The sequence below is a fragment of the Phaeobacter sp. SYSU ZJ3003 genome (assembly GCF_041300735.1).
In the GTDB taxonomy this organism is placed as follows: domain Bacteria; phylum Pseudomonadota; class Alphaproteobacteria; order Rhodobacterales; family Rhodobacteraceae; genus Phycobacter; species Phycobacter gallaeciensis_A.
Genome location: NZ_PXNU01000009.1, coordinates 68,976 through 92,377, shown reverse-complemented (window position 1 = coordinate 92,377; position 23,402 = coordinate 68,976). Strand labels below are relative to the sequence as shown.

At 60.6% G+C, this 23,402-nt stretch carries 21 protein-coding genes and 1 other RNA gene; 16 read left to right on the top strand and 6 right to left on the bottom strand.

The genetic code is table 11. The features are described from left to right. The first annotated feature begins 98 nt into the window (after positions 1 to 98). Together C6W91_RS04490 and ffs are read left to right on the top strand one after the other, a co-directional pair. Positions 99 to 1,916: a 5'-nucleotidase C-terminal domain-containing protein gene (locus C6W91_RS04490; protein WP_370570473.1), complete on the top strand. Its 1,818-nt coding sequence runs from the start codon at positions 99 to 101 to the stop codon at positions 1,914 to 1,916. Positions 1,917 to 1,981: 65 nt separating this feature from the next. Then, positions 1,982 to 2,080, top strand: an RNA gene (ffs, locus tag C6W91_RS04485) — signal recognition particle sRNA small type. Positions 2,081 to 2,146: 66 nt separating this feature from the next. Here the strand turns inward: ffs and C6W91_RS04480 are convergent. Continuing rightward, positions 2,147 to 2,980, bottom strand: a complete 834-nt coding sequence (locus C6W91_RS04480) for a prephenate dehydratase (protein WP_065271293.1) — start codon at positions 2,978 to 2,980, stop codon at positions 2,147 to 2,149. A gap of 119 nt (positions 2,981 to 3,099) precedes the next feature. Between C6W91_RS04480 and C6W91_RS04475 the strand changes: the two genes are divergently transcribed. From C6W91_RS04475 to C6W91_RS04455, 5 genes are all read left to right on the top strand, one after another. Continuing rightward, positions 3,100 to 3,606, top strand: a complete 507-nt coding sequence (locus C6W91_RS04475) for a cytochrome c family protein (protein ID WP_065271292.1) — start codon at positions 3,100 to 3,102, stop codon at positions 3,604 to 3,606. A 311-nt stretch (positions 3,607 to 3,917) separates the two neighbouring features. Beyond that, the gene (locus tag C6W91_RS04470; protein ID WP_370570472.1) at positions 3,918 to 5,780 is read left to right on the top strand and encodes an extracellular solute-binding protein; all 1,863 of its coding nucleotides are present in this window, start codon (positions 3,918 to 3,920) and stop codon (positions 5,778 to 5,780) included. A gap of 9 nt (positions 5,781 to 5,789) precedes the next feature. After that, the gene (locus C6W91_RS04465; RefSeq protein ID WP_370570463.1) at positions 5,790 to 6,878 is read left to right on the top strand and encodes a microcin C ABC transporter permease YejB; all 1,089 of its coding nucleotides are present in this window, start codon (positions 5,790 to 5,792) and stop codon (positions 6,876 to 6,878) included. A 3-nt stretch (positions 6,879 to 6,881) separates the two neighbouring features. Further along, a complete protein-coding gene (locus C6W91_RS04460) occupies positions 6,882 to 7,988 on the top strand; it encodes an ABC transporter permease (RefSeq protein ID WP_065271289.1) in 1,107 nt (368 codons plus the stop codon). Then, positions 7,985 to 9,565 carry an ABC transporter ATP-binding protein gene (locus tag C6W91_RS04455; protein WP_274866765.1) on the top strand — a complete coding sequence of 527 codons (1,581 nt, stop codon included), beginning with the start codon at positions 7,985 to 7,987 and terminating at the stop codon, positions 9,563 to 9,565. The genes C6W91_RS04460 and C6W91_RS04455 overlap by 4 nt, the downstream gene beginning before the upstream one ends. Positions 9,566 to 9,633: 68 nt before the next feature. Here C6W91_RS04455 and hemN read toward each other — a convergent pair whose 3' ends face one another. After that, positions 9,634 to 10,989, bottom strand: a complete 1,356-nt coding sequence (gene hemN / locus C6W91_RS04450; protein ID WP_274866764.1) for an oxygen-independent coproporphyrinogen III oxidase — start codon at positions 10,987 to 10,989, stop codon at positions 9,634 to 9,636. Between the two features lie 61 nt (positions 10,990 to 11,050). Here hemN and fnrL point away from each other — a divergent pair, with 61 nt between their 5' ends. Beyond that, positions 11,051 to 11,791 (top strand): transcriptional regulator FnrL, encoded by a 741-nt coding sequence (gene fnrL, locus C6W91_RS04445; protein WP_065271286.1) that lies wholly within the window; start codon positions 11,051 to 11,053, stop codon positions 11,789 to 11,791. Positions 11,792 to 11,870: 79 nt separating this feature from the next. Here the strand turns inward: fnrL and C6W91_RS04440 are convergent, their stop codons facing one another. Then, complete coding sequence (locus C6W91_RS04440; RefSeq protein ID WP_274866763.1) at positions 11,871 to 12,764, bottom strand: LysR family transcriptional regulator; 894 nt, start codon at positions 12,762 to 12,764, stop codon at positions 11,871 to 11,873. A gap of 113 nt (positions 12,765 to 12,877) precedes the next feature. Between C6W91_RS04440 and glyA the strand changes: the two genes are divergently transcribed. After that, complete coding sequence (glyA, locus tag C6W91_RS04435) at positions 12,878 to 14,215, top strand: serine hydroxymethyltransferase (RefSeq protein WP_274866762.1); 1,338 nt, start codon at positions 12,878 to 12,880, stop codon at positions 14,213 to 14,215. A gap of 48 nt (positions 14,216 to 14,263) precedes the next feature. Next, the gene (locus C6W91_RS04430) at positions 14,264 to 14,521 is read left to right on the top strand and encodes a GlsB/YeaQ/YmgE family stress response membrane protein (protein ID WP_274832689.1); all 258 of its coding nucleotides are present in this window, start codon (positions 14,264 to 14,266) and stop codon (positions 14,519 to 14,521) included. Positions 14,522 to 14,617: 96 nt separating this feature from the next. On the opposite strand, the gene C6W91_RS04425 is transcribed toward C6W91_RS04430, so the two are convergent. Continuing rightward, the gene (locus C6W91_RS04425) at positions 14,618 to 15,457 is read right to left on the bottom strand and encodes a universal stress protein (protein ID WP_274829716.1); all 840 of its coding nucleotides are present in this window, start codon (positions 15,455 to 15,457) and stop codon (positions 14,618 to 14,620) included. A gap of 204 nt (positions 15,458 to 15,661) precedes the next feature. On the opposite strand from C6W91_RS04425, the gene ccoN reads away from it, so the two are divergent. Genes ccoN through ccoP form a run of 4 tightly spaced genes read left to right on the top strand, consistent with a single transcriptional unit; the run spans position 15,662 to position 19,091 of the window. Then, entirely contained in the window at positions 15,662 to 17,272 is a 1,611-nt protein-coding gene (gene ccoN, locus C6W91_RS04420) for a cytochrome-c oxidase, cbb3-type subunit I (protein WP_065271283.1), read from the top strand. A 13-nt stretch (positions 17,273 to 17,285) separates the two neighbouring features. Beyond that, positions 17,286 to 18,014 carry a cytochrome-c oxidase, cbb3-type subunit II gene (gene ccoO / locus C6W91_RS04415; RefSeq protein ID WP_065271282.1) on the top strand — a complete coding sequence of 243 codons (729 nt, stop codon included), beginning with the start codon at positions 17,286 to 17,288 and terminating at the stop codon, positions 18,012 to 18,014. A 13-nt stretch (positions 18,015 to 18,027) separates the two neighbouring features. Next, complete coding sequence (locus tag C6W91_RS04410; RefSeq protein WP_065271281.1) at positions 18,028 to 18,225, top strand: CcoQ/FixQ family Cbb3-type cytochrome c oxidase assembly chaperone; 198 nt, start codon at positions 18,028 to 18,030, stop codon at positions 18,223 to 18,225. Next, on the top strand, positions 18,222 to 19,091 hold the full coding sequence (gene ccoP, locus C6W91_RS04405; protein ID WP_370570462.1) for a cytochrome-c oxidase, cbb3-type subunit III: 870 nt from the start codon (positions 18,222 to 18,224) through the stop codon (positions 19,089 to 19,091). Before C6W91_RS04410 ends, ccoP begins: the two co-directional genes overlap by 4 nt. A 98-nt stretch (positions 19,092 to 19,189) precedes the next feature. Here ccoP and C6W91_RS04400 read toward each other — a convergent pair whose 3' ends face one another. Together C6W91_RS04400 and C6W91_RS04395 are read right to left on the bottom strand one after the other, a co-directional pair. Beyond that, positions 19,190 to 20,107 carry a DMT family transporter gene (locus tag C6W91_RS04400; RefSeq protein WP_370570461.1) on the bottom strand — a complete coding sequence of 306 codons (918 nt, stop codon included), beginning with the start codon at positions 20,105 to 20,107 and terminating at the stop codon, positions 19,190 to 19,192. A 330-nt stretch (positions 20,108 to 20,437) separates the two neighbouring features. After that, a complete protein-coding gene (locus C6W91_RS04395) occupies positions 20,438 to 20,629 on the bottom strand; it encodes a hypothetical protein (RefSeq protein ID WP_274866760.1) in 192 nt (63 codons plus the stop codon). A 98-nt stretch (positions 20,630 to 20,727) separates the two neighbouring features. Here C6W91_RS04395 and C6W91_RS04390 point away from each other — a divergent pair, with 98 nt between their 5' ends. Both C6W91_RS04390 and ccoG read left to right on the top strand, forming a co-directional pair. Beyond that, positions 20,728 to 21,636, top strand: a complete 909-nt coding sequence (locus C6W91_RS04390) for a LysR family transcriptional regulator (RefSeq protein WP_065271277.1) — start codon at positions 20,728 to 20,730, stop codon at positions 21,634 to 21,636. Between the two features lie 332 nt (positions 21,637 to 21,968). Further along, positions 21,969 to 23,399 (top strand): cytochrome c oxidase accessory protein CcoG, encoded by a 1,431-nt coding sequence (gene ccoG, locus C6W91_RS04385; RefSeq protein WP_065271276.1) that lies wholly within the window; start codon positions 21,969 to 21,971, stop codon positions 23,397 to 23,399. Positions 23,400 to 23,402 lie beyond the last annotated feature (3 nt).

Below are 23,402 nucleotides of genomic sequence, written 5' to 3'. Positions count from 1 at the left end.
TCAGAACGTGAGAAAAAACGAAGATCGGAAGACGCCGTGCAGGCTGCGGGTAGAGCAATATGACAGGACCGGATCAATCCTTGCCATTGGGGAAGGGGGTGCTGCGCTTGTTGGCAACCACCGATCTGCACAGCAATCTGCTCAGCTACGACTATTATGCCGACCGGCCGGACCCCAGCATCGGCCTGTCCCGCGTCGCGTCCCTGATCGCAGAGGCGCGGCAAGAGGTCCGGGAGGCAGGGGGCACGGTGCTGCTCTTGGACAATGGTGATGGGCTGCAAGGGGCGCCGATTGGTGAGATTTCCTCTGACGACCCGATCGTGCCGCATCCGCTGATGCAGGCCTTCAAAGTGTTGCAATACGATGCCATCGGGCTTGGAAATCACGACTTCAACTTCGGTCTGGAGACGCTTGAGCAGGTGCTGGAGCAGGCACCCTGTCCGGTGATTTGCTCGAATATGACGGCCGTGGAGGAGGGACGGAAGCTACCTTTCGCCCGCACCACCATTCTGGAGCGGGAGGTGCCTGCCTGCGCTGGTGCGCCGCCGCTGCGGATCGGGATCTTGTCGGTGCTGCCGCCGCAGACGGTAACATGGGATGCGCATCTTCTGGAAGGTCAGGTCGTGGTTGCGGACATGGTGCAGGCGGCTGCCGCCGCTGCCAGCGCGCTGCGGCGGGAAGGATGCGATATCGTGATCGCATTGGCGCATACTGGTGTCGGAGGGCTGGAGCGGGTGCCGGGCATGGAGAATGCCTTGCTTCCCATCGCGGCCACGGCGGGAATCGATGCGGTGATCGGCGGGCACACCCACAAGACCCTTCCAGATCCCGAGCACAGTTTCACCAAGCCGGTGGTCATGCCGGGTGCGCATGGATCACACTTGGGGCAGATCGATCTGCAGGTGTCGCACGGCCCGGAGGGGTGGCGGCTGGAGAATTGGGACGCCCGCCTCAAACCCATCTGCAGAAGGGCAGAGAAGGGCGATCTGATGTCTCTGGTCGAGGAGGACGCTGAACTGACCCGCGCGCTTGGCCCCGCGCATGATTCAACGCGCGAACGGATGCGTCAGCCAGTTGGCTTCAGTGACGTGCCTTTGCACTCCTTCTTTACTTTCTTTGGGCCCGATCTTGGGTTGGAACTTGCAGCAGCAGCGCAGGCGGCAGCGGTCAGGCCGCTGCTGGAAGGCACTGAGGTTGGCAAACTGCCGCTCTTGTCTGCGGCGGCGCCAGGCAAATTCGGTGGCCGTTCCGGACCGGGGCATTATACCGACATCGGACGCGGCGATCTGTGTATGCGCAACGTCGCTGATCTTCACATCTTCCCGAATGAGCTGAGGCTGGTTGTTGCGACCGGCGCGCAAGTGCTGGACTGGTTGGAAATGTCTGCGGGTGTGTTCAAACAAGTCCGCCCAGGCAGTACCGAACAGGAACTGGTTGATCCTAGCCGTGCCGGGCATAATTTCGACGTTCTTTTTGGCCTGCAATACGAAATAGATCTCTCGGCACCGCCGCGGTTTTCCTCCTCTGGCGTGCGGATCAACCCGGCGGCAGGGCGCATTCGACGTCTTCGCGTGCATGGGCGGCCCGTGGCCCCTGCGCAGCGTTTTGCCGTTGTGGTCAACAGTTACAGGGTCAGCGGTGGTGGTAATTTCCAGATGGTCAAAGACGCCGAGAGCATCCCGCTGCCGCCGGTGCGAATCCGGGATGTGATCCGGGACTACGTTGCGGGCCGCCTGCCTGAGGATCCACTGGCGCAGGAAGAGTATCCGTGGCGGTTTGCCGAGCTCAACAACGCCGAGGCTGCCGCCTATACCAGCCCGGAGGCGGTGCAGTATCTGGATGAATTGCCGGAGGGGCAGGTGCGCAACTGCGGCATGACACCAAAAGGCTTTCTGAAACTGATGCTTGCCCTCTGAACTGCGGAGCGGTGGATCGGGGAGGCCCCCTTGTCATTGCTGCGGCAGCCGCCTATATCGGGATTCGAGAGGTTGGCGCGGGCAAGCGCCTCGCCAACCTGGTCAGGTCCGGAAGGAAGCAGCCACAACGAGCCCCGCTTGGGTCGATGTCCAACCTCTCACCTTTCCCTAAAATACAGGTCCAGCCCGCCGAAAGGCGTGGGCTGCCTTAATGCCCGCAGAATTACAGGTTAGTAGCGGCCATTGTCAGCGGGATAGACGCCCAGGATCTCGACGTTGGTGGTAAAATAGGCCAGCTCGTCCATCGCCAGCTGCACGTTCTCATCCTCGGGATGGCCTTCGATATCGGCATAGAACTGAGTCGCCGTGAAGGAGCCGTCCACCATGTAGCTTTCCAGCTTGGTCATGTTGATTCCATTGGTGGCAAAGCCACCCATCGCCTTGTAAAGCGCGGCGGGGATGTTGCGCACCTGGAACACGAAGCTGGTGATCATGCCATGGGCACCGCGACGGCTGTAATCTGGCTCGCGTGACATGATTAGGAACCGCGTGGTGTTGTCGCCGTTGTCTTCGATATGGCGGGCCAGCACATCCAGACCGTAGATCTCTCCGGCCAGCTCGCTGGCGAGGGCGGCAACGTGTTTGTCGCCTGCCTCCGCCACATCGCGGGCGGCCCGTGCGTTGTCGGGGCTGACCCGGCCGGTGATGTCATGTTTACGCAGGAACTGTCCGCATTGCGGTAGAAGAACCAGATGCGATTTCGCCTCGCGGATATCTTCCAGCCGGGCACCCGGAACGCCCAGAAGATTGATATGCACCCGCACAAATGCCTCATCAACAATATGCAAGCCGCTGTGCGGCAGCAGACGGTGGATATCGGCCACCCGGCCATAGGTCGAATTTTCCACCGGCAGCATGGCGAGGTCCGCCTGACCGCTTGTCACTGCTGCGATCGTGTCCTCGAAATTGCGGCAGGGTAGCACTTCCATGTCGTGCCGCGCGTTGCGGCAGGCTTCGTGGCTGTAAGAGCCAAGCTCCCCCTGAATGGCGATTTTTCCGGTCATGAGTGCGACTTTCCTGCAAAACTTGGACAATCGGGCGTTTCGTCGCGCTGTCTACACCTTGCCACTTGAGAGGGGAAGCCTTAGACACCCTCCCAGACAGCTGAAATGGACTCGCGATCATGTTTGACACGATGACCCTTACCAAAGCGACTGCAGGCTTCTGCGGCGCGTTCCTCGTGTTCCTCCTGGGCAAATGGGCCGCAGAGGAACTGTATCATGTGGAGGCCCATGGCGAGGCTTCTTACGTGATTGAAGTGGCAGAGGCAGGTGGTGCAGAAGAAGAAGTGGAAGAAGTCAGCTTTGAAGAGCTGATGGCCTCCGCTGACGTTGGCAAAGGCGCCAAAGTCTTCAAGAAATGCTCCGCGTGCCACAAGCTTGAGGCTGGCGCCAATGCGACCGGTCCTTATCTCTACGGTGTGGTTGACCGTCCCAAGGCAAGCGCCGAAGGATTTGGTTACTCCGGTGCCCTGTCCGGTATGGAAGGCGCATGGACCGCTGAGAACCTCAATGAATTCCTGATCAAACCGTCCGACTACGCACCGGGCACCACGATGAGCTTCTCTGGCCTGAAAAAGGTCAAGGACCGCGTGAACCTGATCGCTTATCTGGACAGCCTCGACGACTAAACCGTCGCTCCGGCTGGTACAGAACCGGATTTGAGTTTTGAAAGGCCGCTGATCCTCAGCGGCCTTTCGCTTTTTGTGGGGCCTGTCGGAGAATATGTGCCGCAAAAGGATGGGAAATTGCCCTGGCCCAACCCGAAAGTGACCGCATCACAACTTGAATGTTGCGCCTGCCTGCCATTAGCTTGAAATACGGTAGAAATCCGGATCGCTTGAACACCGGACAGCGGAGGTTAAGGCAGATGAGATCACAACAGATGACAGCCCGAACGCAGACCATGCGCGGGGGGCTGCCAGCGCAGCTTGGTTTTCTGATGCAGAGCGTGCTGGTGCTGGGCGCGACGATGCTGGCACTGGTTGCCGTGCTGGCAGGAACGGCCCGCGCCGAAGAGACAATCATCAAAAGCCATGGGTTCGCGGAATTCGGTGAACTGAAATACCCCGAAGGATTCGCGCATTTCGACTATGTGAACCCGGAGGCGCCCAAGGGCGGGGAGCTGTCCTTTTCCGCCGTCGGTACCTTTGACAGCATGAACCCCTTTACCCGCAAGGGGCGGGGCGGGGCGCTGTCCTCCTACCATCTGGAAAGCCTGTTGATCGAATCCTATGACGAACCGGGCTCCTATTACGGGCTGATTGCGGAAAGTCTGGAATACCCCGAAAGCCAGGATTGGGTGATCTTCAACCTGCGCCCCGAAGCGCGGTTTTCGGATGGATCGCCTGTGACCGCCGATGACGTGGTCTTTTCCCATAACATCCTGCTGGATCAGGGGCTGCAATCCTATGCCGAGGCAGTGCGCAAACGCATCCCCAAGGCCGAGGCGCTTGGCCCGCACCGGGTCAAATTCTACTTCTCACCCGATTTCCCGCGCCGCGCGATGATTTCGCAGGTCGCAGGCACGCCCGTCTTCTCCAAGGCCTGGTTCGAAGCCGATCCCGAAAACCGCCGTCTTGATGAGCCGCGTCTGGATCCGGGAATCGGGTCGGGGCCATATGTTCTCGACAGCTTCGACATCAATCAGCGTATCGTCTACCGCCGCAATCCAGATTACTGGGGCGCCGATCTCAATGTGAATGTTGGCCGCCACAACTACGACAGTATCCGGATCGAGTATTTCGGCGATGCCATCGCCGCCATGGAAGGGTTCAAGGCCGGTGTTTACACCCTGCGCCCCGAGAACAGTTCCAAAAGCTGGGCGACCGCCTATGAGTTTGACGCGGTTGCGCGCGGGGATGTTATCAAGGACGAAATTCCCGACGGTAACGTGCCTGCCGCGAATGGGTTCGTGATGAACCTGCTGCGTCCCGTGTTCCAGGACATCCGCGTGCGCGAAGCGGTGCAACTGGCCTTCAACTTCGAATGGACCAACGAAAGCTTGCAATACGGGTTGTTCCGGCACCGCTCCTCTTTCTGGCAGGACAGTGCGCTGGAGGCCAAGGGCCTGCCGGAAGGGCGCGAAAAAGAAGTGCTCGAGGCGCTGGGCGACCAGATCGACCCCACCATCCTGACCACTGAACCGGTGATGGCGCATGCTTCGAAACCGGGGCGTCCATCGGACCGCCGCAATCTGCGCCGGGCGATGAAACTTTTGGATGAGGCAGGCTGGGCCGTTGGCGATGACGGGGTGCGCCGCAATGCGGCGGGCGAGGTCATGCAGATCGAGTTCCTGCTCGACAGCCCGACGCTGGAGCGCATCGTGCAGCCATTCGTCGCCAACCTCATCACCATGGGGATCGATGCCAAGCTGAACCGGGTGGATTTCGCGCAATACACCAGTCGCCGCCGGGAAAAGGATTTCGATATGGTGAGCTTTGCCTATCCGAAGTCGCTGGAACCTTCGACGGGTCTTTATCAGCAATTCGGATCGGAGGCGCATCAATATTCGGTCTTCAATCCCGCAGGGCTGGCCGATCCGGCGGTGGACGCGCTGATCGACAATATCGTCGAGGCCACCACCGAGGAAGAACTCCACGCCAGCGCCCGCGCGCTGGACCGGGTGCTGCGGGCTAAACGGTTCATGGTTCCCACTTGGTATCTGGACGTGAACTGGATCGCCTACTGGAGCATGTATGAATACCCCGAGAACCTGCCGCCCTATGCGCCGGGCACGATGGATCTGTGGTGGGTGAACGCCGAAAAGGAGGCCGCGCTCAAGGCCTCTGGCGCGTTGCGGTAGGCCCGTCCCATGGCAGCCTATATTCTGCGGCGTTTCCTGCTGGTGATCCCGACTCTGTTCGGGATCATGGTGATCAACTTTGCCCTGGTGCAATTTGTGCCGGGCGGGCCGGTGGAACAGATCATTGCCCAGATGCAGGGCAGTGGTGATGTGTTCGAAGGCTTTGCCGGTGGTGGCGGCGATGCGGGGGCCACGGAAACCCTTGGATCGAATGACAACTATGCGGGTCGTCAGGGCCTGCCACCCGAGCTGATCGAAGAGTTGAACGCGCAATTCGGTCTAGACAAGCCGCCATTGGAGCGGTTCATCCAGATGATCGGCAACTATCTTCGGTTCGATTTCGGCGAAAGTTACTTCCGCAAGATCGATGTCACCGAACTGGTGATGGAGAAAATGCCGGTGTCGATTTCGCTGGGCCTGTGGTCGACCTTGATCGCCTATATGATCTCGATCCCGATGGGCATCCGCAAGGCGCTGAGCGACGGGTCGCGTTTCGATACTTGGACCAGTGGCATAATTATCGCGGCCTATGCGATCCCCTCGTTCCTGTTCGCGATCCTATTGCTGGTGCTTTTTGCCGGTGGCTCTTATTGGCAGATCTTTCCGCTGCGGGGGCTGACCTCGGACAACTGGGAGGAGCTGAGCCTGCTGGCCAAGATTGGGGATTACTTCTGGCACATCGCGCTGCCGGTCATCGCCTCCACCATCGGGGCTTTTGCGACGCTGACGCTGCTGACCAAGAACTCCTTCCTGGACGAGATCAAGAAACAATACGTGATGACCGCCCGGGCCAAGGGGCTGAGCGAACGACGGGTTCTGTATGGTCATGTGTTCCGCAACGCGATGCTGATCGTGATCGCGGGCTTTCCGGCGGTGTTCATCGGCGTCTTCTTCTCGGGCAGCCTGATCATCGAAACGATCTTCTCGCTCGACGGGCTGGGGCGTCTCGGGTTTGAGGCCGCCGTGGCGCGTGATTATCCGGTGATCTTTGGCACGCTGTTCATCTTTGGCCTGATGAGCCTCGTGGTGGGGATCGTGTCGGACATCATGTATGTGCTGGTCGACCCACGCATCGATTTCGAAAAGAGAGAGGGCTGAGCCATGGCATTGTCCCCACTCAACCAGCGCCGCTGGAACAATTTCCGCCGCAACAAGCGGGCTTTCTGGTCGTTCTGGATCTTTTCGGTGCTGTTCGTGCTGTCGTTGTTTGCCGAGTTCATCGCCAACGACAAACCGATTCTGGTCAGTTATCGCGGCGAATTGCACATGCCGATCTTCAAGTTCTATCCCGAAACCGCCTTTGGCGGCGATTTCAGGACCGAGGCGGTGTACAAGGACCCCGAGGTCGAATGCCTGATCCGCTCGGGCGGCAATCTGGACTGTTTTGATGACCCTGAAGGGATCATGGAACAGATCGCGGCTGGCACCTTCGCAGGGGAAGATTTCCACGAAGGCTGGACCATCTGGCCGCCGATTCCCTACAGCTTTAACACCACGGTGGATCGGCCCGGTGCGGCGCCGCTGCCGCCGAACGGGCAGAACCTCTTGGGCACCGATGATACCAAGCGGGACGTGCTGGCGCGGGTCATCCACGGCTTCCGCCTGTCCATCGTCTTTACCCTGATCGTGACAGGTGCGGCGACCGTTCTCGGCATCGCGGCAGGCGCCGTGCAGGGCTATTTTGGCGGCTGGCTGGATCTTCTGTTCCAGCGGTTCATCGAAATCTGGAGCTCGACCCCGACGCTTTATGTGATCATCATCATGTTCGCGATCCTGGGGCGCAGTTTCTGGCTGCTGGTCTTCCTGATGATCCTCTTTGGCTGGACCGCGCTGGTCGGGGTGGTGCGCGCCGAATTCCTGCGCGCCCGCAATCTGGAGTACGTGCGCGCGGCCAAGGCGCTGGGTGTTGGCAACATGACCATCATGTTCCGTCATATGCTGCCGAATGCCATGGTGGCGACCCTGACGATGATGCCTTTCATCGTGACCGGCACTATCTCCTCGCTGGCGGGGCTCGATTTCCTCGGCTTCGGCCTGCCGTCCTCGGCGCCTTCGCTGGGGGAGTTGACCCTGCAGGCGAAACAGAACCTTGAAGCGCCCTGGCTGGCCTTCACCGCCTTCTTCACCTTCGCCATCATGCTGTCGCTTCTTGTCTTTATCTTTGAAGGCATCCGCGACGCCTTCGACCCAAGAAAGACCTTCTCATGACTGCGATACTGGAGGTGAAAGGTCTGCGTGTCTCTTTCCGCCAAGACGGCAAGGAGACCGAAGCGGTCAAAGGCGTGTCCTTTGAGGTGGGGCGTGGCGAAACGGTGGCGCTGGTGGGGGAATCCGGCTCTGGCAAATCCGTGTCGGCTCTGTCGACGGTGTCGCTTCTGGGGGACAGTGCCACGGTGAAGGGATCGGTGCTCTACAACGGCAAGGAGATGGTCGGCGCCGACGAAAAGCACCTGATGAAGCTGCGTGGCAACGACATCAGCTTTATCTTTCAGGAGCCGATGACCTCGCTTAATCCGCTGCATACCATTGAAAAGCAACTGTCAGAATCGCTGGCCCTGCATCAGGGGTTGGTCGGGCAGGCGGCGCGGGACCGCATTCTGGAACTGCTGATCAAGGTCGGCATCCGCGATCCGGAAGCTCGTCTTGGCGCCTATCCGCACGAGCTGTCCGGTGGGCAGCGGCAGCGGGTGATGATCGCCATGGCGCTGGCCAACAAGCCCGAGATCCTGATCGCGGATGAGCCGACCACTGCGCTGGATGTCACTATTCAGGCCCAGATTCTCGAACTTCTGGCCGAGCTGAAGGAAAGCGAAGGCATGGGGTTGTTGTTCATCACCCATGATCTGGCCATCGTGCGGCGCATTGCCGACCGGGTTTGCGTGATGAAAGACGGCGAGATCGTCGAAAGCGGTCCTGCCGAGGACATTTTTGCGAACCCGCAGCATCCCTATACGCAGAAATTGCTGGCGGCCGAGCCCTCCGGGCAACCTGCTGCCGTGCCCGAAGGCGCCGAGGAATTGGTCCGAACCTCGGATCTCAAGGTCTGGTTCCCGATCCAGAAGGGGCTGTTGAAGCGCACCGTTGGGCATGTGAAGGCGGTCAATCCGACCTCCATTTCCGTCCGGGCAGGGGAAACCCTTGGCATTGTCGGGGAAAGCGGCTCTGGCAAGACGACCCTCGCACTGGCCATCATGCGGCTGATTGCGTCGGAGGGTGAGGTGCGATTCCGCGGCGATGACCTGCGACAATGGTCAACGCGGGATCTGCGGCGCCTGCGCAAGGACATGCAGATCGTGTTTCAGGATCCCTTCGGCTCTCTCAGCCCGCGGATGACCTGCGCACAGATCATTTCCGAAGGTCTGGCAATCCATAAGGTCGATCAGCATCGCGACACCCGCGAGTTGGTGGCTGAGGTGATGGTGGAGGTGGGCCTAGACCCGGCGGCGATGGACCGCTACCCGCACGAGTTTTCGGGCGGACAGCGGCAACGCATCGCCATTGCCCGTGCCATGGTGCTGCGGCCGCGGCTGGTGGTGCTGGATGAGCCGACATCGGCGCTGGACATGACGGTTCAGGTGCAGATCGTCGACCTGCTGCGCGATTTGCAGACGCGCTATGGGCTGGCTTATCTGTTCATTTCCCACGATCTGAACGTCGTGCGCGCCATGTCGCACAAGATGATCGTGATGAAGCAGGGCGACGTGGTGGAGGCCGGGCAGGCAGACGCGCTGTTTGACACCCCCCAAGAGGAATACACCCGCCAGCTTCTTGCGGCGACGCGATGACCAGCTGAACGCTCCCAGCGGCAGGCAGCGCGGCCTTTTGAGGTCCCGGCGCGATATCAAACGGGATATCAGATCGCGGAGCTGTGCCCGGCCTGGTTCACCTCATAGGCGTCCAGACTACGGGCGATCATCCGGGTTAGGGGTCTCGCACGCTCCGGGATCGACAGCCCTTCCTGTGACAGCTCCACCATGTTCGGAAATGCACGGGCTGTATCTTCCAGCAACTCCCGCAGCCGCTGCGTGGAAATGGAGAATTTGCCCAGGATTTCTTCGGCGCTGATCCTGAAATCGCACATCAGCGATTCGATCATGCGACCCCGCAACTTGTCTTCTCCCTGAAAGACATGTCCGCGCGCGGTTGCAAACTGACCCGTCGCTATCGCCTTTGCGTGGTCCGCGGTGCCGGGGGCGTTCTGGGCGTAGCCCTGCGGGAAGCGCGAGATTGCCGAGGCGCCGATGCCGATCAGAACGTCGGCGGGATCCTCGGTATAGCCCTGGAAATTCCGTTTGAGCCGCCCAGAGGTCTGAGCCTTGACCAGACTGTCGTCCGGCCGGGCAAAATGGTCGATGCCAATTTCGCGGTAGCCGTCCCACAGGAACAGGCGCCGGGCGGTATCAAAAAGATCCAGCCGATTTTCGGGCGTCGGCAGGGTATCCGTAGGAATCATGGTCTGGCGCCGCGCCATCCAGGGCACATGCGCATATCCAAACAGGGCGACCCGATCCGGTGAGAGGGACAACAGTTTCTGCGCGCTGTCGGTGATCCGCTCCGGCGTCTGATGTGGCAGCCCGAACAGGATGTCAGCATTGATACTGTGGATCCCCCGCGCGCGCAGCATTTCGAAGGTTTCATGCGTCAACTCATAGCTTTGCAGCCGCCCGATTGCGTTCTGGATGGTGGCGTCGAAATCCTGCACTCCGATCGAGGCCCGGTTCATGCCTGCCTCGGCCAGGGCATCCAGCCGCGCCGCGTCGCATTCGTTTGGATCAATCTCGACCGAAAATTTGGTGCCAGGAGCCCATGGCGCCAGATCGGCCTGCGCGGCGGCCAGCTCACGAATCATATCGGCTGATAGCAGCGTCGGTGTGCCACCGCCCCAATGCAGCCGGGACAGGCTGACACCTTCGGGGAGGTGCGATTTCAGCAGCGCGATTTCGGCCTTGAGCGTGTCGAGATAGGCCCTGACCGGTGCGTCCGACTGGGTTCCCTGTGTGCGGCAGGCGCAGAACCAGCACAGCCTGCGGCAGAAAGGCACATGCACATAAAGCGAGATCTGACTGCCGGGCGCGATATCCCTTAGCCAGCCTGAGAAAACACTGGCATTTACGCCGCCTGCAAAGTGCGGCGCCGTGGGGTAGCTGGTATAGCGCGGCACTTTAGCATCGAATAATCCGAGGCTTGCCAATTGTGATTTCTGTTTCATCGGACTATCGTAAATCGTGTACGAGTAACTAGACTTTGACCCAGATCAAGCGGGACACGCCATGACAGCCCCCACGATTTCATCTTTCAACTGTGGTGATTGCCCGATCAGGCATCGCGCGGTCTGTGCGCGCTGCGATTCGGATGAATTGGAAGAGTTGGATGCCATCAAGTATTACCGGACCTATGAGGCGGGGCGCCCGATTATCTGGTCTGGCGACTCGATGAATTTTGTCGGTTCGGTGGTTTCCGGCATCGCGACCCTGACCCAGACAATGGAAGATGGTCGTACCCAGATGGTCGGTCTTCTCCTGCCCAGCGATTTTGTCGGACGCCCCGGGCGCGATGGCGCGGCCTATAACGTGGTCGCCACAACCGAAGTGGTGATGTGCTGTTTCCGCAAGAAACCCTTTGAAGAACTGATGGCGCGTACGCCACATATCGCGCACCGCCTGCTTGAAATGACGCTGGATGAACTGGACGCCGCGCGGGAATGGATGCTGGTACTGGGCCGCAAGACCGCCCGGGAAAAGATCGCCAGCCTGCTATCGATCATTGCCCGCCGGGATGCGTCTCTGACTCCCGCAGGCGCGAAGGATCGGATGGTGTTTGATCTGCCGCTCACGCGGGAGGCAATGGCAGACTACCTTGGTCTGACCCTAGAAACCGTCAGCCGCCAGATGTCGGCACTGAAAAAGGACGGCGTGATCGAGCTCGAAGGCAAGCGGCACGTGACCGTGCCCGACATGGGGCGCCTGCTGGAAGAAGCGGGCGACGATAGTGACGGTGGTTTCCTCGGCTGAGATCCACGCTGTGCGCAATCAACGCGTGCATATTGGACAGGGGCGAAACAGGTGCAGATCTGTCCGTCCCTTTTTCGTGTCAGCTTTGCAAGATCTCTTCTCCAGCGCTGCTTTTCAGCCACTCCGCCACCTGATTGACTGCAGCTGCCGAGCCCCGGCCGGGCAGGCGCCACAGGCGCAGGGCATCCGGCAGTGTAACCTTGGTGGCAAAGGGCGCAATCAGCCGTCCTGATTGCAGCAAAGGCGCCAGAAGGGCAGCATGGCCGATCAGCACCCCGGCACCGTTCAGGGTTTCCTCTACCGCGAGGGCATAGAGCGAATAGACTGGTCCGCGTGGCGTCACCTTCTCACTGATATCCACTGCAGCCAGCCAATGCATCCAGTCCCGGTCCCATGTGGTGTCAGTCAGGCAGGGCACATTTCGCAGATCCTCGGGCCGCGAAAGCTGTGCGGCCAGATTGGGGGCGCAGACTGGAAATATGACATCTCGTTCCACTGGCTGCCCCTGCGACGGGTCGAAGAACAGGCACAGATCATAAGGCGTGCGTTTCAGGTTGGGCGGTGTTTCCAGCGCGGTGACCGAAATGGCAACCTCGGGCATGGCCTGCCGCAGGGCGGGCAAACGTGGGGACAACCAGAACTGCGCGACCGAGGGCAGGGTGGCGATATGCACCACCGAAGGCGCGGCCTCATCCCGCAGGGTTTGCACCGCCCTGGCCAGCTGATCAAAGGCGGCGGTAAATTCGGGTAGGGCGCGCGCGCCCGGCGCGGTCAGCTCCACTGCCTTGGCCCGGCGATGAAACAGCGGCGCCCCAAGCGCATCTTCCAGCGTCTTGATATGCGCCGACACCGCCCCTGGCGTGACGCCAAGCTCCTGCGCTGCGGCGGCAAAACTACCGAGCCGGGCAGCAGCCTCGAAGGCGCGCAAGGCGGTCAGGGGCAGGGATCTGGGACGGGGCGGAGAGACGCTCATGAAATAAGGCCTAGTTTTTCTAACCCTAATTTTTCGCAAAACTGGTTTGCGCACAAGGGGGCACGGCGGCTTCACTGAGGCAACGCAATAGATCCGCAACAGGGATGATCCACATGACTGATCCGGCAAAACAACGCCTTGCACAGCGCCCCTGGGTGCCAGCGGCCTGCGAGGCTCATGTGCAGGAGATTGCACAGCAGACTGCCGCTGCAACGACCGAGAGGCTGTCAGGGCGGATCGATGCGCTGATCCGGCGCAATGCGGAAATCCACGATGAAGAGTGTTTCAACCTCAACCCGGCCACCAACGTGATGAACCCGGCTGCCGAGGCGGTGTTGTCATCCGGGCTCGGCAGTCGGCCGTCGCTGGGCTATCCGGGCGACAAATATGAAATGGGGCTGGAGGCCATTGAGGAGATCGAGGTGATCGCCGCCGAATTGGCCGCCGAGGTGTTTCAGGCGGCCTATGCCGAGGTTCGGGTCGGCTCCGGTGCGCTCGCCAATCTCTATGGTTTCATGGCTCTGACGCAGCCGGGGGACAGTATCATCGCGCCGCCCGCCACCGTGGGTGGACATGTGACGCACCATGATGCGGGCTGTGCGGGGCTTTACGGGTTGAAAACACATCCGGCGCCAGTGCACGCGGATGGCTACACCGTGGATCTGGATGGCTTGCGCCGTATGGCGCATGAGGTGCAGCCAAGCCTGATCACCATTGGCGGCAGTCTGAACCTCTTTCCGCACCCGGTGGCAGAGGTCCGCGCCATCGCAGATGAGGTCGGCGCCAAGGTGCTGTTCGACGCGGCGCATCAATGCGGCATCATCGCGGGCGGCGCCTGGGCCAATCCACTGCAGGAGGGCGCCCATCTGATGACGATGAGCACCTACAAAAGCCTTGGCGGACCGGCCGGGGGGCTGATTGTCAGCAATGACGCGGCGGTTGCCGAGCGGCTTGATGCCATCGCCTTTCCGGGGATGACGGCCAATTTTGACGCGGCCAAGACGGCGGCGCTGGCGGTCAGCCTGCTGGACTGGGTCGATTATGGCGCCGCCTATGCCAAGGCGATGATCGACCTGGCGCAGGCGCTGGCGGATGAATTGGAAAAGCTTGGATTGCCGGTGTTCAAGGGCGCAGGAAAGGCAACCCAATCGCATCAGTTCGCGATCGAGGCCGCTGGATTCGGTGGTGGGCAGGCAGCATCCAAAACCCTGCGGAAAGCCGGGTTCCTGGCCTGTGGGATCGGCCTGCCAATTGCCGAGGTACCGGGTGACATGAACGGTCTGCGCATCGGAACGCCCGAATTGGTGCGCCGGGGTGTCACGCCTGCGGATGCGCCGGAACTGGCGGCGCTGATCGCGCAGGGGCTGACCGGGAACGATCCCGCAGCCGTGGCACCGCGCACCCGCGCGATGCGGGCACGGTTCCAGGGCATGTATTACGTGCGGGCGTGACCTCGCAGGGCTTCGCAGCTAAGCTGCCTGAAACAGGGGAGAAATCATATGCACTTCGAAAGTCTGATCGGAATGCTGATCATCGGCGCCTTGGCAGGGTGGCTGTCGGGCAAGATCATGCAGGGACGCGGGTTTGGCGTCATTGGCAATATCATCGTGGGGATTGTCGGCGCCTTTCTGGCGGGGGCAATCTTCCCAGCTCTTGGCTTTGCCGTTGGTGGCGGGGTGCTGGCCTCGGTGATCCACGCCACCATCGGCGCGGTGATTCTATTGTTTGTCATAGGGTTGATCCGAAAAGCACGCTGAGCCAGTCCTGCGACAGAATGTAAAAAAGGCGCCCCTGATCGGGCGCCTTTTGTTTGCGTCGTTTCTTTGCCAGCCACGAGTGGCCAGTCGGTGAAATCAGTGGGCCATAAAGACTGGAACGGTCGCTTTTTCCAGCATGTTGCGGGTCGCGCCGCCCAGAATCGCCTCGCGGAAACGGGAGTGGCCGTAGGCGCCCATCACGATCATATCCGCACCGGTATCGGTGGCATGACGGTTCAGGATGTCCGAGACCCGTGGCATCGTCTTGCTGAGCACGTCGATTTCGCATTTTACGCCATGGCGCGAGAGCATCTGCGCCAGCATCCCGCCGGGATCGGACCGTTCCGGGCTGTGCTGCGGCGGGTCGATGACGACGATGCGGGCCACCTCGGCGCCTTCGAGGAAGGGCAGCGCCTTGCGGATCGCGGTCATAGCCTCGATGCTTTCGTTCCAAGCCAGCAGCACGGTTTTCGGCTGGGTGATCGGCTCGGCGTCATCGGGCACCACCAGAACCGGAGTGCGGCCTTCAAACAGGGCCGCTTCAACCACGGGCTCTGCCTCTACGCCGATGCCTTCGCCGTAGGGTTTGCCGAGCACCACCAGATCCGAGAAACGCGCATGATGCGCCACGTGGCGGCCCAGATCGGCCACCGGCGCGATGGCGATATCGGTCGAAAAGGGCGTGCCGCTACGCTCCATGACCTCTGCGGCGTGGGTTTGGACCTCTGCTGCTTCTTCCTGTGCCCGTACCATGGCTTCCTGGATGATCATGGCATTGGCACCGGCGTAGTAGTACCCCGTTTGGGTCCGGTCCACGCCAAGGCACAGAACCTCGGTATGGCCGGAAAAATGCTCTGCCAGAGCGGCGGCCTGAGCCAGCGGAGCTGCGGCGGTGTTCTGGTCAGTCAGAACGGATAAGAAGGTTTTGTAGGTCATTGTCATCCCTTGGTGGAAATAGCGCAAAATCCCCAGAAGGGACCGCGTTTCAATGGCTGTGCCATAAATGATGTGTCACACTTGTTTGGCAATTGTCTTGATGCAGATCAATGCATGGAAGCGGCGCGTTCTGCATCACAAACTCGGTCTAAAAAGGTCCCGCGTGGCGGAAGAATCGCGCGGTACATGTTAAAGGGACGCAAGATGTCTAATTATCTCAAGCTGATAGCGCTTGGTCTGGTCACGCTCTTTGCGATGATCGGGATCAACTATGCGCGCGATCTGGCTTACCAGGTGCACGCGATCATCGTGATGCTCGTGGCTGGTGGGCTTTTCCTCTACACACTTCGCAAGACGGATGAGCCGGTACCGGCCACCGGCAATCTGGAGCACGAATATTTCGATAGCGTCGTGCGCTACGGGGTCATTGCCACCGCCTTTTGGGGCGTTGTTGGTTTTCTGGCGGGCACGTTCATTGCCTTCCAGCTGGCCTTTCCGGTTCTGAACTTCGACTGGGCGCAGGGCTTTGCCAACTTTGGCCGTCTGCGTCCTCTGCACACCTCGGCGGTGATCTTCGCCTTCGGGGGCAACGCGCTTCTGGCAACCTCGTTCTACGTCGTTCAGCGCACCTCCGCGGCGCGGCTTTGGGGCGGCAACTTGGCGTGGTTCGTGTTCTGGGGCTATCAGCTGTTCATCGTTCTGGCCGCGACCGGCTATGTTCTGGGCGGGACCCAGTCCAAGGAATACGCCGAGCCGGAATGGTATGTTGACCTGTGGCTGACCATCGTATGGGTCGCCTATCTTGCTGTCTTCCTCGGCACGCTGATCAAGCGGAAAGAGCCGCATATCTACGTCGCCAACTGGTTCTACCTGGCCTTTATCGTGACCGTCGCGATGCTGCACGTGGTCAACAACCTGACCATCCCGGTCTCCATCTGGGGATCCAAATCGGTCATCGTCTGGCCCGGCGTGCAGGATGCCATGGTGCAGTGGTGGTATGGCCACAACGCGGTGGGCTTCTTCCTGACCGCTGGCTTCCTCGGCATGATGTACTATTTCATTCCGAAACAGGCCGAACGTCCCGTGTTCAGCTACAAACTGTCGATCATCCACTTCTGGGCGCTGATCTTCATCTACATCTGGGCTGGTCCGCACCACCTGCACTACACCGCGCTGCCTGACTGGGCCTCGACCCTTGGCATGGTGTTCTCGATCGTGCTGTGGATGCCGTCCTGGGGTGGTATGATCAACGGTCTGATGACCCTGTCGGGTGCCTGGGACAAGCTGCGCACCGACCCCGTCATCCGCATGATGGTGATCTCGGTCGGCTTCTACGGCATGTCCACCTTCGAAGGTCCGATGATGTCGATCCGCGCCGTGAACTCGCTGTCGCACTACACCGACTGGACCATCGGTCACGTACACTCCGGCGCTCTTGGCTGGAATGGCATGATCACCTTCGGTGCCCTGTACTTCCTGGTGCCGGTTCTGTGGAAACGTGAGCGTCTCTACTCGCTGCAGATGGTGTCCTGGCACTTCTGGCTCGCCACCATCGGTATCGTTCTCTATGCCGCCTCCATGTGGGTGACCGGCATCATGGAAGGCCTGATGTGGCGCGAAGTGGATGCGAATGGCTTCCTGGTGAACTCCTTTGCCGACACCGTGGCTGCAAAGCTTCCGATGTATGTGGTGCGCGGTCTGGGCGGGGTCATGTACCTCACCGGTGCGATCATCATGTGCTACAACCTCATCATGACCGTCCGTCGGGCGCCGGCTAAAGAAGCCAGCCTGTCGGTCTCGGTCCCGGCTGAATAAGGAGGGCCGGACAATGGCAATTCTCGACAAACATAAAATCCTCGAGACCAACGCGACCCTCCTTCTGGTGTGCAGCTTCCTGGTTGTGACCATCGGTGGTCTGGTGCAGATCGCACCGCTGTTCTGGCTGGAAAACACCATCGAAGAGGTGGAGGGCATGCGTCCCTACACCCCGCTGGAGATGGCCGGGCGTGAGGTCTACATCCGCGAAGGCTGCTATGTGTGCCACAGCCAGATGATCCGCCCCATGCGGGACGAGGTCGAACGCTATGGTCACTACTCGCTGGCGGCGGAATCGATGTACGATCACCCGTTCCAGTGGGGGTCCAAGCGGACCGGGCCGGATCTGGCCCGTGTCGGTGGCCGCTACTCGGATGAGTGGCACGTGGACCACCTGCGCAATCCGCAGTCGGTGGTGCCGGAATCGGTGATGCCCAAATATGGCTTCCTTGAGCGGACCATGCTGGACGGCAAATACATCGGTGACATCATGGCCACCAATGCGATCCTGGGCGTGCCCTACACCGACGAGATGGTCGAAGCCGCGCAAGCCGACTTCATGGCGCAAGCGGATCCCGACAGCGATTACGACGGCCTGATGGAGCGTTATGGCGAAGACATCAATGTGCGTAACTTTGATGGCCAGCCGGGTGTTTCCGAAGCGGATGCTCTGATCGCCTATCTGCAGATGCTGGGGACTTTGGTCGACTTCTCGACCTTCACCCCGGATGCAAGCCGCTAAGCGGGAGGGACAGATGGAAGAATACACACTCCTGCGGCAGTTCGCAGACAGCTGGATGCTGTTGATGCTGTTCGCTTTCTTCATCGGGGTCGTTGTCTGGGTGTTCCGCCCAGGCAGCAACCGGGTCTACCGCGACACGGCAGATATCCCCTTCCGGCATGACGACAAACCCGCCCCAGCAAAGGGTAAAGCCAAGGAGGCGCGGACATGAGTAAGAAACCACAAAAGTTCGATAGCGATTCGAAGACAACCGGCCATCAATGGGACGGGATCGAAGAGTTCGACAATCCGATGCCGCGTTGGTGGCTCTACACCTTCTACCTCTGCATCATTTGGGGCATTGGTTACACCATCGCCTATCCGGCATGGCCGATGATCAACTCGGCCACGGCCGGGGTGCTGGGCTGGTCGACCCGTGCGGATGTGGCCAGTGAAATCGCGGCCGTGGAAGAGGCAAACGCCCCGACCAATGCCAAGCTGGTCGAAACCGACCTGACCGAGATTTCGGCGGACCCGGATCTGAATGCCTATGCGGTGTCGGCTGGCTCCGCCGTGTTCAAGACCTGGTGTGCCCAGTGTCACGGATCTGGCGCTGCAGGTGCCAAGGGTTATCCCAACCTGCTGGACGACGACTGGCTTTGGGGTGGTTCGGTGGAAGACATCCACGCGACTGTGGCCCACGGCATCCGCAACGAGGACAGCGACGATGCGCGCTACTCCGCGATGCCTGCCTTTGGCCGGGATGAGCTGCTCGAAGCCGAAGAGATCGATCAGGTCGTGAACTACGTTATGTCCCTTTCGGGCGAAGCGCAGGATGCCTCCAAAGTCGAAGCAGGCGCTGTTGTTTTTGAAGACAACTGTTCGTCCTGCCACATGGAAGACGGCACCGGTGATCGCGCTCAGGGCGCTCCGAACCTGGCCGATGCGATCTGGCTCTATGGTGGCGATTACGACACGCTGACGGAGACCGTGACCAATGCGCGTTACGGTGTGATGCCGGCCTGGAACCTCCGCCTCAGCGAGGCCGAGATCCGCGCGGTTACCGCCTATGTGCACCAGCTGGGTGGCGGCGAATAAGACCGGGTTCCACAGCAAATATCGGAACACGTAAAAGGGCTGCCCAACGGGTGGCCCTTTTCATTTTGCCCTTGCCCGGGCTGCTTGGTTCTGCCGGTTCAGGGGCCTGCCCTGTGGGGGGCGACCGTGCGCCCGGTCTGGCTGCTCAGCATGATCGCCGCAAGGATCAGGGCGCACGCGATGGCCTGCGCCAGAGAGATCCGCTCTCCAAAGGCGATGACACCCACCGCGAACATGGTTGGCAGTTCGATGCTGCCAATGACAGCGGTGCGCGTGGCGCCGATCATCGGGCTGCAGACGGAATAGACCAACTGCGGCACCAGTGCCGTGCCAAGGCTGATCCCCAGCAACAAAAGCCAGCCTTCGCCGCCGTTGGGGACCATTGCAGCTGCATCCGTCGTCATCACCAGCGGCAAGAGGCCCAGAACGGATCCTAACGAAACCGCCGCGATCCGGGCCAAAGGCGGAAGAACGGTCAGCCGGTAGACTAGCACGGTGATGCCAAATCCAAACCCCAAGGGCGCCGCCAGAGAAATCGCCAAGGCGGGCAGCGCGGCAGCAGGGACCGCACCCGGGCCGCTGGCGATTGTCGCGGCAACCACGATCAGACCGGCGGCCCAGACGGCGCGCAGGGGCGGTCTGTCACGAAACAGCACCCAGGCGATCAGCAGCGTGAACACCGGGTAGGTCATGTAAAGAACCCCGACCACGGAGACCGGCGCGCTGCGCAGGGCGCTGACATATCCAATCCAGCCAAGCCCCATCAGTGCCCCGGCCGCCATCCCCCACAGGATTGCGCGGGCTTTGTCCCGGTGCAGGAACAGCAGCGGCGAGAGGACCACGGCCGCCAGGGTGAAACGGTAAAAGGCGATGATGTGGGGCGGCATGCCCTGTTCGGTCAGGCTGCGGGCAAAGAACGGCAGCGCGCCGAAGCAGAGCGAAGCAAACAGCACGCCCGCGCTGGCTAGAACAAGCGATGGCGCGGCAGGAAGCGGGCTGGAAGAGCGATCTGACATCCAAAGCCGATAGCACCGGTTTGGAATTCCGGCAAGAATTCCACGGCGACCTGCGGCGGGCCCAGTCAGAGCTGCGCAGCCGGGCGGCAGTTTCTGTCCAATTTGGCGCCTTTAGTTTGCGTGACTTGATCCGTGTCAAATCGCGTTGGGCTGTCGCGTGCTTATATCGTTTCAAAGAGAAACAGGCCCTGCAGGGCGATAGGCATCAGGGTGATGCTTTCCTGCCGGGTCCTTCGCATCCCGCCGGTACCGACGTGCTGGTTAGGCGGGTACAGGCGTCGGCTTTTCGATCTGTTCGCGCGTTTCCTGAAAAGCCGACGCTTTTTCTTCCTAGATTTTCTGCGGGTCGATGCAGCGGGTGCGCCGCGCTGGTTGGCTGATGCGCCGTGTAAGCCAGGCTTTGATCCGGCCAAGGCGGCTCCGTGGCTGGGGCAGCGGTTTGACGGGTGGCATATCCCGCAGGGGGGCGCAGTCGAGGCGGGTCGCGGTGAATACGGTGCGTGCGTAGATGTCGGTCAGCATTTCGATGCCTCCTGAGTTTGAACATGTCCGGTACTGTTGCGCCAAAACGCTTTTCATGCGACTCAGGAAAAAAGTCACTATGTAAGTCAGGATTACATATGGAGTGGTTTAGCCTGCCGCCTCTGGCTGCGCTCAGAGCCTTTTCTGCCTTTGCCGAAACGTCGAATGTGGTGAAGGCAGGGGCGGCGCTGAATGTCAGCCACGCTGCCATTAGCCAACAGCTCAGGGCGCTGGAACGCCATATGGGCGTGGCGCTTCTGGACCGCAGTGGCCGGGCGCTGCGGCTGACGCGCGAGGGGGAGCATCTGGCGCGCGGACTGCAACTGGGGTTCAGTGCGATTCAGACAGCGGTTCAGGACCTGACCGTTTCTGGCGCGCAGCGGCCGTTACATGTCAGTTGCACGCCGATGTTTGCCGCCCAGTGGCTTATGCCGCGCCTTGCAGAGTTTCGCGCCCTGCATCCGGAGGTGGATATGGTTCTGGACCCAAGTGGCGAATTGGTCGAACTGACGCCGGGCGGGATCGACATTGCGCTGCGTTATGGTTCTGGCGATTGGTCCGGGTTGGCGGCTGAGATGTTGCTACAATCGCCGATGTCCGTGGTTGCGGCGCCGGATCTACTTGATGGGCGCAGCGTGTCTTCGCCGCAGGACCTACTCGATTTTCCCTGGCTTGAGGAATTGGGAACCACGGAGGCGGCCAAATGGCTTGTCTCCCGTGGTGTCGTCGACGCCCTACGTGGCCCCCGGGTCCGGCTGCCTGGAAATCTGCTGATGGAGGCGGTGCGCGGCGGTCAGGGCGCGGCGGTCAGCGTGCGCGCCTTTGTCGAAGAGGACATTAGGGCAGGGCGGCTGGTGGACCTGTTCACAGAGGACGACACGCGCGGTTATCACATCGTGACTCGGCCCGGCGTGTTGCGGTCGCAGGCCCGCAAATTCATCGCCTGGCTCAGGAAGCACCGGCAGGTTCCGAATGCTGTGGCGGAGGATGACACCGGCGATAACTGACGGGCGGGACAACACAATTTTGTGAAGCTGCGCCCGTGAGCCCGCCGATCCCGGTTGCGCGCCTATGATCCCTTGGTCACAGAGACGTTTGCAGATGCGGAGACGTGCAAAAAGGTCGCGTTGCGCATCCATATAAGGTCGCTGACAACCGTTTCAGACGTGTGTCGTCAACCTATCACGGTAGTTGGTGGCCGGTTTTTTTGACGTGATCAAAGGGTGGCAGGACGCTGGCAAAGATATTTGTCCGATATCCTTTTTGATCCACGTCAAAGCTGTGCTGCGCCGCATCTGTGAGAACGCAAGACAAAGAGCAAATTCAGTGGAGTGAGTCCGTGAGCGATTCCGATCCCGCCCCAAGCCTTTATGCCGCCAGGGAGCCGATTTTCCCAAGGCGCGTATCGGGCATGTTCCGCAATCTCAAATGGTATCTGATGGCCGTGATGCTGGGCATCTACTACATCACGCCGTGGATCCGTTGGGACCGGGGGCCGTCGTTGCCCGATCAGGCGGTGCTGCTGGATCTTGCCAATCGCCGCTTCTATTTCTTCTGGATCGAAATCTGGCCGCATGAATTCTATTTCGTGGCCGGTCTTCTGATCATGGCGGGGCTGGGCCTCTTCCTGTTCACCTCGGCGCTGGGCCGGGTCTGGTGTGGCTATGCCTGCCCGCAAACTGTCTGGACCGACCTGTTCATTCTTGTGGAACGCTGGATCGAGGGTGACAGGAACGCCCGCCTGCGTCTGCACCGTCAGAAAAAGATGGATTTCCGCAAGGCGCGGCTGCGTGTCACCAAATGGGCGGCTTGGTTCCTGATCGGTCTGGCAACCGGCGGTGCCTGGATCTTCTATTTCTCCGATGCCCCGACACTGCTGCACGATCTGGTGACGCTGCAGGCGCACCCCATCGCCTATACCACCATGTTGGTGCTGACCCTGACCACCTTCTTCTTTGGTGGCTTTGCGCGCGAACAGATCTGCATCTACGCCTGCCCCTGGCCGCGTATTCAGGCGGCGATGATGGATGAGGACACGCTGACCGTCGGCTATCGTGAGTGGCGGGGTGAGCCGCGCGGCAAGCATCGCAAATCTGCCGAGTCGCAGGAAATGGGCGATTGCATCGACTGCATGGCCTGCGTCAACGTCTGTCCGATGGGTATCGACATCCGGGATGGCCAGCAACTGGAGTGCATCACCTGCGCCCTGTGCATCGACGCCTGTGACGATGTCATGGCCAAGATCGGCAAGCCGCGGGGCCTCATCGACTATATGGCGCTGTCGGACGAGGCAAACGAACGCGCTGGTCAGCCACCGCGCAGCGTCTGGAAACATATCCTGCGTCCGCGCACGATCATGTATACCTCGCTCTGGGCTGTTGTTGGCTTTGCGCTGGTGTTTGCTCTGTTCATCCGCCCGGATATCGATCTGACCGTCGCACCGGTCCGCAACCCGACCTTCGTTACCCTGTCGGATGGCTCCGTCCGCAACACCTATGATGTGCGCCTGCGCAACAAGCATGGGGAGCCGCGCCAGTTCGAGCTGTCGATCAAGGGTGAGCCGGAAATGCGGATCCAGCTGGAAGGCACGCCCTATGCCTCGGTTCAGGTGCCTGCCGACACCGCCTTCCTGCAACGGGTTTATATTGTTACCCCTAAGGGAGCGCCTGCGTCCGGAGCCGAGTCGACCCCGGTCCGGATCTGGGTCGAAGACCTCAACAGCGGCGAGCGTGCCTACAAGGATACGACCTTCAACGGGAAAGGAAACTGAACC

Excerpts from the sequence above, each read along its gene's own strand:
- C6W91_RS04480 (WP_065271293.1), bottom strand. The coding sequence starts at position 2,980 with ATGACCGGAAAAATCGCCATTCAGGGGGAGCTTGGCTCTTACAGCCAC.
- C6W91_RS04475 (WP_065271292.1), top strand. The coding sequence starts at position 3,100 with ATGTTTGACACGATGACCCTTACCAAAGCGACTGCAGGCTTCTGCGGC.
- C6W91_RS04470 (WP_370570472.1), top strand. The coding sequence starts at position 3,918 with ATGCAGAGCGTGCTGGTGCTGGGCGCGACGATGCTGGCACTGGTTGCC.
- C6W91_RS04465 (WP_370570463.1), top strand. The coding sequence starts at position 5,790 with ATGGCAGCCTATATTCTGCGGCGTTTCCTGCTGGTGATCCCGACTCTG.
- C6W91_RS04460 (WP_065271289.1), top strand. The coding sequence starts at position 6,882 with ATGGCATTGTCCCCACTCAACCAGCGCCGCTGGAACAATTTCCGCCGC.
- C6W91_RS04455 (WP_274866765.1), top strand. The coding sequence starts at position 7,985 with ATGACTGCGATACTGGAGGTGAAAGGTCTGCGTGTCTCTTTCCGCCAA.
- hemN (WP_274866764.1), bottom strand. The coding sequence starts at position 10,989 with ATGAAACAGAAATCACAATTGGCAAGCCTCGGATTATTCGATGCTAAA.
- fnrL (WP_065271286.1), top strand. The coding sequence starts at position 11,051 with ATGACAGCCCCCACGATTTCATCTTTCAACTGTGGTGATTGCCCGATC.
- C6W91_RS04440 (WP_274866763.1), bottom strand. The coding sequence starts at position 12,764 with ATGAGCGTCTCTCCGCCCCGTCCCAGATCCCTGCCCCTGACCGCCTTG.
- glyA (WP_274866762.1), top strand. The coding sequence starts at position 12,878 with ATGACTGATCCGGCAAAACAACGCCTTGCACAGCGCCCCTGGGTGCCA.
- C6W91_RS04430 (WP_274832689.1), top strand. The coding sequence starts at position 14,264 with ATGCACTTCGAAAGTCTGATCGGAATGCTGATCATCGGCGCCTTGGCA.
- C6W91_RS04425 (WP_274829716.1), bottom strand. The coding sequence starts at position 15,457 with ATGACCTACAAAACCTTCTTATCCGTTCTGACTGACCAGAACACCGCC.
- ccoN (WP_065271283.1), top strand. The coding sequence starts at position 15,662 with ATGTCTAATTATCTCAAGCTGATAGCGCTTGGTCTGGTCACGCTCTTT.
- ccoO (WP_065271282.1), top strand. The coding sequence starts at position 17,286 with ATGGCAATTCTCGACAAACATAAAATCCTCGAGACCAACGCGACCCTC.
- C6W91_RS04410 (WP_065271281.1), top strand. The coding sequence starts at position 18,028 with ATGGAAGAATACACACTCCTGCGGCAGTTCGCAGACAGCTGGATGCTG.
- ccoP (WP_370570462.1), top strand. The coding sequence starts at position 18,222 with ATGAGTAAGAAACCACAAAAGTTCGATAGCGATTCGAAGACAACCGGC.
- C6W91_RS04400 (WP_370570461.1), bottom strand. The coding sequence starts at position 20,107 with ATGTCAGATCGCTCTTCCAGCCCGCTTCCTGCCGCGCCATCGCTTGTT.
- C6W91_RS04395 (WP_274866760.1), bottom strand. The coding sequence starts at position 20,629 with ATGCTGACCGACATCTACGCACGCACCGTATTCACCGCGACCCGCCTC.
- C6W91_RS04390 (WP_065271277.1), top strand. The coding sequence starts at position 20,728 with ATGGAGTGGTTTAGCCTGCCGCCTCTGGCTGCGCTCAGAGCCTTTTCT.